This window comes from Streptomyces nanhaiensis, assembly GCF_046614825.1.
Classification (GTDB): domain Bacteria; phylum Actinomycetota; class Actinomycetes; order Streptomycetales; family Streptomycetaceae; genus Streptomyces; species Streptomyces radiopugnans.
The window spans coordinates 1-7,738 of record NZ_JBKJFM010000216.1 but is presented as its reverse complement, the minus strand read 5'-3'; the positions used below and the strand labels follow the sequence as shown (position 1 = coordinate 7,738).

The 7,738-nt window shown below is 74.6% G+C and carries 6 protein-coding genes; 5 read left to right on the top strand and 1 reads right to left on the bottom strand.

What is annotated here, in order from left to right:
* A partial coding sequence (locus ACLIYP_RS28225; RefSeq protein WP_412715929.1) for a glycosyltransferase family 2 protein occupies positions 1 to 958 on the bottom strand: 958 nt, incomplete at its 3' end.
* Positions 959 to 1,145: 187 nt separating this feature from the next.
* Between ACLIYP_RS28225 and ACLIYP_RS28220 the strand changes: the two genes are divergently transcribed.
* From ACLIYP_RS28220 to ACLIYP_RS28200, 5 genes are all read left to right on the top strand, one after another.
* Entirely contained in the window at positions 1,146 to 2,516 is a 1,371-nt protein-coding gene (locus ACLIYP_RS28220) for a DUF6716 putative glycosyltransferase (protein ID WP_412715928.1), read from the top strand.
* Between the two features lie 47 nt (positions 2,517 to 2,563).
* A complete protein-coding gene (locus tag ACLIYP_RS28215; RefSeq protein WP_412715927.1) occupies positions 2,564 to 3,820 on the top strand; it encodes a cytidylyltransferase domain-containing protein in 1,257 nt (418 codons plus the stop codon).
* A 2-nt stretch (positions 3,821 to 3,822) separates the two neighbouring features.
* The gene (locus tag ACLIYP_RS28210; RefSeq protein ID WP_412715926.1) at positions 3,823 to 4,758 is read left to right on the top strand and encodes an N-acetylneuraminate synthase family protein; all 936 of its coding nucleotides are present in this window, start codon (positions 3,823 to 3,825) and stop codon (positions 4,756 to 4,758) included.
* 216 nt (positions 4,759 to 4,974) lie between these two features.
* Positions 4,975 to 6,033 carry a hypothetical protein gene (locus tag ACLIYP_RS28205; protein ID WP_412715925.1) on the top strand — a complete coding sequence of 353 codons (1,059 nt, stop codon included), beginning with the start codon at positions 4,975 to 4,977 and terminating at the stop codon, positions 6,031 to 6,033.
* 169 nt (positions 6,034 to 6,202) lie between these two features.
* Positions 6,203 to 7,450, top strand: coding sequence for a M20 family metallopeptidase (locus ACLIYP_RS28200; protein WP_412715924.1), 1,248 nt, complete (start codon positions 6,203 to 6,205; stop codon positions 7,448 to 7,450).
* The last annotated feature ends 288 nt before the right edge of the window (positions 7,451 to 7,738 follow it).

The window sequence follows — 7,738 nt, the reverse complement described above, 5'->3', positions numbered from 1 at the left end:
GGCGGCGCAGCCGGCGCAGCCGCGCGGCGCGCTCGGCGTCCATGGAGTCCAGCGCCTGCGAGACCAGGTCGCCGGGCATCCGGCGCAGGGCCGCCGCGCAGCGGGCGCGCAGGGTGCGGCGCAGCCGCGGCTCGAAGCGGTCGCCGGTCAGGTGGTGGTGGATGACCGCGCAGTAGGTGCGCACGGCCTTCGGCAGCAGCGCGGCGGCCTCCCGGTCCCGGGAGGTCTCCTCCACCAGCAGGTCGTAGGCGCGCAGGAAGTCGAGCTGCCGCTCGTCGCCGGTCCGGGTGAGCGAGGTGGCCACCCCGCGCCGGTAGAAGACGCCCGTCAGGCCGACCACGGCGAAGGACGCCGCCTCGCGGTGCAGCCGCCAGATCCAGGGCCGGTCCTCGGCGGTGTGCAGACCGTCGTCGAAGCGCAGCAGGCCGCGGTCCAGCAGCCGCCGGTGGTAGACGCCCGCCCAGGCGTAGGCGTAGTCGACGGCGGTGGTGCGGTGCGCGGGCAGGATGGCGTCGCGCGGGTCCAGCACCGTGCCCCGGCGGCCCTCGGGCGCCCGGACCAGGGTGCGCCGGCGGCCGGTGCTGCGCACATGGTCGGTACGGAGGAAGTCGCAGCCCAGCGCCTCGGCGGCGGCGAGCAGTTCGCGGTAGTGGCCGGGGGCGGCCCAGTCGTCGGCGTCGAGGAAGGCGACGTACCGTCCGCGCGCCGCGTCCAGACCGGTGTTGCGGGCGCGGGCCACGCCGCCCTGCCGCCGGTGGCGTACGACGACCGCGCCGGGGATTTCCTTTTCCGCGCGTTCCAGGAGTTCCGAGGTGCCGTCGGTCGAGAAGTCGTCGACCAGAATGAATTCGATGTCCCCCTTTCCGAAGTCCGCCGAGTTGGCGCGCAGGCTCCGGAGTGTGTCGGGGGCGTACGGCCGAACATTGCGGAACGGCACGATGACGGAGAGCTTGACCACTCCGGAGAGGTTAGGGGCCCGATCGCCATCGGTGCTGTCCAGGGGCGTACGGACGGGTGAAATCGCGGTGGCGGAACGGTGAACCCCGCTTTCCGGAAGGCCGGTTGGCCTTCCGTCGGTGTGCTGTTAACCGTCTGTTGTATTTGCGTTGGGCCGAGAATCGGAATGTCTTTCTAGCGTCATCGACGTGCCATCACGTACCGCTTCGGATTCCCCGGACAACGCTTCGGACGGCGTCTCGGAGAACGCCTCGGACAACGCGACGCGTATCGCCGTTCTCGCCGATTCCGACACCCGCTGGAAATGGGGTGCGCTCACCGCGCACCGCATCGCCCCCGGCGCGCGCATCGACGGACTGCTGCTGCGCGGCCGGGCCACCCCGACCGCCCGCCAGCTCGACGAGGTGGGCGTGCGCGCCGCCTCGCTGCGCGAGGTGACGGCCGCGGAGTTCCTGCGGGAGGCCGACCGCGACGCGTACGACGTGGTGGTGCTCTCCTGCGTCGGCGGCACCGTCCAGGCGATGCTGCACGGCCTGTCCCACCGCCTGGGCGGGAGCGGGCGCCGCCCGGTCACCGTCACCGGCTACGTCGGCGTCGTCTACGAGAAGCTCGCCGACGGGCTGCTGCTGCGGCACGGCGCGGACGTCGTCCTGGCCAACTCCGCCCATGACGCGGAGCGTTTCCGCGCGGTCTACGAGGGGGTCGGCGCCGACGCCGGCGGCGTCGTGGAGTGCGCGCTGCCCTTCCTCGGCGGCGAGCCGTACCGGGAGTCGGACGAGCGGCCGTACACGGTCGTCTTCGCCGTCCAGCCGTCCGTCCCCGCCTCCCGCGCCGACCGCGAGTACCTGCTGCGCCGCGCCGCCGGGCACGCCCGCCGCCACCCGGACCGCGAGGTGCTGGTCAAGCTGCGCAGCAGGCCGGGCGAGCACACCACGCACATCGAGGAGCAGCCCTACCAGAAGCTCGCGGCGCGGATCCCCGGCGGCCTGCCGGACAACTGCCGCCTGGTCTACGGCCACATGGGCGAGGTGCTGGACCGCACCGACCTGCTGGTCACCGTCAGCTCCACCGCCGCCCTGGAGTCGCTGCACCGGGGCATCCCCACCGCCGTCCTCACCGACCTCGGCGTCCGCGAGGCGCTGGGCAACCACCACTTCGTCGGCTCCGGCTGCCTGGCCTCCTGGGACCAGCTCGACTCCGGGCTGCTGCCGAAGGCCGACCCGGAGTGGACGGCCCGGCAGGGCGTCGCCGCCGACGGCTTCTACGAGGCGGCCTTCGACGCCGCCCGCGAACGGGTCGCGGACCTCCTCGCCCGCCCCGCCCTGCCGCCGATCACCCCCTACTACACGCTCGCCACCGCACCCGGCTACCTCCCCGGCATCCTCGCCCGCCACGGGCTCGACCCCTCGGGCGCGCCCCGGGCGGGAGGGGAGGCCGGCCGTCCGGCCTCCGGGCTGCGCCGGGCCGTCCGGGCCGCCGTGCGGGACGCGGCGCGCGGGGCGTACCGACACGGCGTCCAGCGCGTGGCGCCGGTCATCCGCCGGATGGGGGAGCTGTGAGCGCGCCCGACACCCCTCAGACCGCAGACCGGCAAGGAGCCGCCACCGTGTCCCCCGCAACCCCCGCCGCACCCGGCGCCCCCGTCGTCCTCGCCGTGATCCCCGCCCGCGGCGGATCCAAGGGCGTGCCCGCGAAGAACCTCGCCACCGTCGGGGGAGTGCCGCTGGTCGTCCGCGCGGTACGGGAGTGCCTGGCCGCGCGGGGCGTGACGCACACGGTCGTCTCCACCGACGACGAGGCCATCGCCGAGGCCGCCCGCGGCGCGGGCGCCGAGGTCGTGCGGCGGCCCGCGGACATAGCGGGCGACACCGCCACCAGCGAGGCCGCCGTGCTGCACGCCATGGACGTCCACGCCCAGCGGCACGGACGGGAGGCCGAGGTGGTGCTGCTGGTGCAGTGCACCAGCCCCTTCCTCACCCGCGAGGACGTCGAGGGCGTGGCCGCCGCGGTGACCGGCGGCGCCGACAGCGCGCTGACCGTCGCCCCCTTCCACGGCTTCGTCTGGCGCGACGGCGGTGACGGCGCGGACGTCGCCGACGGCACGGACGGTACGGACGGCACGGGCGGCGGGCACGGCGTCAACCACGACAAGGCGTACCGCCCGCGCCGCCAGGACCGGCCGCAGGACCTGCTGGAGACCGGCGCCGCGTACGCGATGCGCGCCGGCGGTTTCCGCGAGGCCGGGCACCGCTTCTTCGGCCGCACCGAGCTGGTGCGGACCGACCCGGCGCGCGTGCTGGAGGTCGACGACCCCCACGACCTCGCCCGCGCCCGCGCGCTCGCGCCGCTGCTCGACGGCGGGACGGACGGGCGCCCCGGCGCGCTTCCGGCCCGCGACGACGTCGACGCGGTCGTACTCGACTTCGACGGCACCCAGACCGACGACCGGGTGTACGTCGACTCCGACGGACGGGAGACGGTCGCGGTCCACCGCGGCGACGGGCTCGGCATCGCCGCCCTGCGCCGCGCCGGACTGCCGCTGCTGATCCTGTCCACGGAGGAGAACCCGGTGGTCGCCGCACGGGCCCGCAAGCTGCGGATCCCCGTGCTCCACGGCGTCGACCGGAAGGACCTCGCCCTCAAGCAGTGGTGCGAGGAGCAGGGCATCGCGCCGGAGCGCGTGCTCTACGTCGGAAACGACGTCAACGACCTGCCGTGCTTCGGCCTGGTCGGCTGGCCCGTCGCCGTGGCCAGTGCCCACGACGTCGTACGCGGCGCAGCCCGCGCGGTCACCTCCACTCCCGGAGGGGCCGGTGCGATCCGCGAGATCGCCTCGTGGATCCTCGGAAAGGAACTGTCTTGAGCATGACCAGCCCCCGCCTCCGTACCCTCGGCGCCAAGACCGTGGGCCCGGGCCACCCGGTCTACGTCACCGGCGAGATCGGGATCAACCACAACGGCGACCTGGAGAACGCGTTCGCGCTCATCGACGCCGCCGCCGACGCCGGCTGCGACGCCGTGAAGTTCCAGAAGCGCACCCCGGAGGTGTGCACCCCGCGCGACCAGTGGGACATCGAGCGCGACACCCCCTGGGGCCGGATGACCTACATCGACTACCGCCACCGCGTCGAGTTCGACGAGGAGGGCTACCGGGCCATCGACGCGTACTGCAAGAAGAGGGGCATCGACTGGTTCGCCTCCCCGTGGGACGTCGAGTCCGTCGACTTCCTGGAGAAGTTCGACGTGCCCTGCTACAAGGTCGCCTCCGCCTCCCTGACCGACGACGAGCTGCTGCGCGCCATGCGCGCCACCGGCCGCACCGTCATCCTCTCCACCGGCATGTCCACGCCGAAGCAGATCCGGCACGCGGTGGAGGTGCTGGGCAGCGAGAACATCGTGCTCTGCCACGCCACCAGCACCTACCCGGCCAAGGCCGAGGAGCTCAACCTGCGGATGATCCACACCCTGCAGGCCGAGTACCCCAACGTCCCGATCGGCTACTCCGGCCACGAGACGGGCCTGCAGACCACGCTGGCCGCCGTCGCGCTGGGCGCCGCCTTCGTCGAGCGCCACATCACCCTGGACCGCGCGATGTGGGGCTCGGACCAGGCCGCCTCCGTCGAGCCGCAGGGCCTGCAGCGCCTGGTGCGCGACATCCGCACCATCGAGGAGTCCCTCGGCGACGGCGTGAAGAAGGTCTACGACAGCGAGATCGGGCCGATGAGGAAGCTGCGCCGGGTCAAGGGCGTCGTGGCCGAGGCCGAGGAGTCCGCCGCCGGCCGCGAGCCGGCAGCGGTCTGACGGGGACGACGGGCTGACGGGGCGATCACGGTGAGCGCAGGCGCAGTCCCCGGCGGGACCCCGGGAGGGGTCCCGCCGCAGCCGGCCCGGAGGACGGGCGCGGCCGAGACGCGTCGGGGGGCGCGTCCCGGCCGCTTCCCCCGGGGCCCCGAAGACCCCGGCCGCCCGGGGCGCGCCGGGCGCCGCTCGGGCACCCTCGCCTTCGTCGAGAGCCCGGTGCAGCTCCTCAACGTCCTGGAGTGGGCCCACACCGCGTACCGGGGGGCCCGCCCGGACGGCGCGGGGGAGGGGAGCGGCGACCTCACCGTCGTCGTCCTGCCGCCGCGGGAGGCCATGACGCGCGGTCAGCTGCGGCGGATGGCCGAGCTGGCGCGCGACGAGGGGATCGCGGTCCGCTGGGAGGAGGCGCGCGGCGGCGCGGGCGCGCCGCTGAGGACGGTCGCCTCCCTGCTGGGCCCGCTGCGCCGTGCCGAGCGCATCGTGGTGGGCGACCCGTTCTCGCGGTACGTGCAGCTGCTGCTCTCCCTCGCCCGCACCGGGGGAGACGCACCGGCCGCACCGGGGGGTGTGGTGGTGGTCGACGACGGGACGGCCACCATGGAGTTCGTCACCCAGCTCGCCCGCGGCGAGCGCCTGGTGCGCTGGCACCGCAAGGGGGCGGGGGGAGCGCGCGCCGCGCTCTTCGCGCCCGTCTCCGCCTCCGCCCGCCGCCGGATGACGCCGTCGGCACACCGGCGGGTCGAGGTGTTCAGCTCGATGCCGGTCGAGGCGCCCGAGCACGTGCCGGTCGTCCGCAACGACTTCGCCTGGACCCGCGCCCGCTTCGGCCCGCCCGCGCTCACCGGCGGCACCGATCTGGTGGGCACCTCGCTGGTCGAGACCGGTGTGGTGGACCCCGAGCGCTATCTGGAGGCCGTCGCCTCCCTGGCCCGGGCGCACGGCGCCACCCGCTACTTCGCCCACCGCCGCGAGAGCGCGCGGAAGCTGCACCGGATAGCCGCCGGGACGGGGCTGGAGATCGTACGGCCGGACCTCCCCCTGGAACTGGTCGCCCGCCGCGGCCCCATCGGCCGCACCATCCTGAGCTTCCCCTCCACCGTCGTCCACACCCTCCCGCTGGCCCTGGCCGGCACCGGGGTGACGGTGGCGGTCTGCGACGTGGACCCGGCCTGGCTGACGGAGGGGGCCTCGCCGCGCGCCCGGGGTTTCCTCTCCGGTGTCACCGGCACCGCGCGGGGGGTACGGCGGCTGCCGTCGGCCCCACCCGCCTCGTGATGCCGCTCCGTCCCACATACCGGAACGGGCCGGACCGGACGGAATCCGAGGTCATACCCATCCGCACCAGGCCGTATGCGACCGCCGATCCGTTTTTTCTCCCCTACGGAGGGTGAACTTTCACCGTTCTCTCTGCACACGGCTGTCACCTGGGCTTACCCTCGACAGGGTGAGCCAGTTGTTGTCGCCAGAGTCCAGTATCCGGACCACCGGTGAGACGCCGCTGCCCGGCGCCGTGCCGGAGGCCCTCCGTGCCGAGCTCATCGCCTTCCGCCGGGACCTGCACATGCACCCCGAGCTGGGCCATCAGGAGTTCCGGACCACCGCCGCCCTCAAGGAGCGGCTGGAGAAGGCCGGGCTCACCCCCCGGGTACTCCCCGGCGGCACCGGACTGATCTGCGACATCCACCCCGGCGGGGCCGACGACAAGCGCGGCGTGCGCCCGATGCTGGCGCTGCGCGCCGACATCGACGCGCTCCCCATCCCCGACACCAAGACCGTCCCGTACCGCTCGACGGTCCCGGACCGGGCGCACGCCTGCGGCCACGACGTGCACACCACCGCGGTGCTCGGCGCCGGCCTCGTCCTGGCCGGCCTGGCGCGCCGCGGCGGGCTGCCGCACTCGGTGCGGCTGCTGTTCCAGCCCGCCGAGGAGGTGCTGCCGGGCGGCGCGACCGACGCCATCGAGGCCGGGGTGCTGGAGGGGGTGGGCCGGATCGTCGCCGTCCACTGCGACCCCAAGGTCGAGGCCGGGCGCATCGGCCTGCGCGCGGGCCCCATCACCTCCGCCTGCGACCGGCTGGAGCTCTCCCTCGACGGTCCCGGCGGCCACACCGCGCGCCCGCACCTGACCACCGACCTGGTCACGGCGGCGGCCAAGATCGTCACCGAGGTCCCCGCGGTGCTCTCCCGCCGCGTGGACACCCGCGCCGGGCTCGCCCTGACCTGGGGGCGGCTGGAGGCGGGGCACGCCCCCAACGTCATCCCGCAGCACGCCGAGCTGTCCGGCACCATCCGCTGCCTGGACCTGCCCGCCTGGCGGATCGCACCCGACCTGGTGCACGCGGCGATCGACGAGGTCGCGACGCTGCACCGCGCCAAGTTCGAGCTCAACTACATCCGCGGCGTCCCCCCGGTGGTCAACGAGCGGACCACCGCCGAGCTGCTGCGCGACGCCATGATCTCCCGGCGCGGCCACGACTCGGTCGAGGACACCGAGCAGAGCCTGGGCGGCGAGGACTTCTCCTGGTACCTGGAGCACGTCCCCGGCGCGATGGCCCGCCTCGGAGTGCGCCCCCCGGGCGACCGCGCGCCGCGCGACCTGCACCAGGGCGACTTCGACGTCGACGAGAGCGCCATCGCCGCGGGCGTGGAGCTGTTCACGGCCGCCGCCCTGCTGGACGCCGAACGCGAGTAGGGCGCGGACGCCCGTGGCCGTGCGCCCGGGACCGTACGGCGGAGGCGGGACGGCCAAGGGCCGCCGCCCCGCGGGCGGTTGCCGGGCCCGGGCCGGGAGGGAGCCGGTGGTGTACTCCTCGACGGCCTCGGGGGTCTAGGTGGTGTGCTGCGCGACCTCTGCGATCGGGGTCTCGGCGGTGGTCTCGGCCACGGTTCTCCTCAGCTCTCTTCAGTCTTGGTTGTGGCCGGACTACTGCGCGACCTGGGTGATCTCGAACGGGACCGGCTGCTGGGCGGCGTGCGGGTG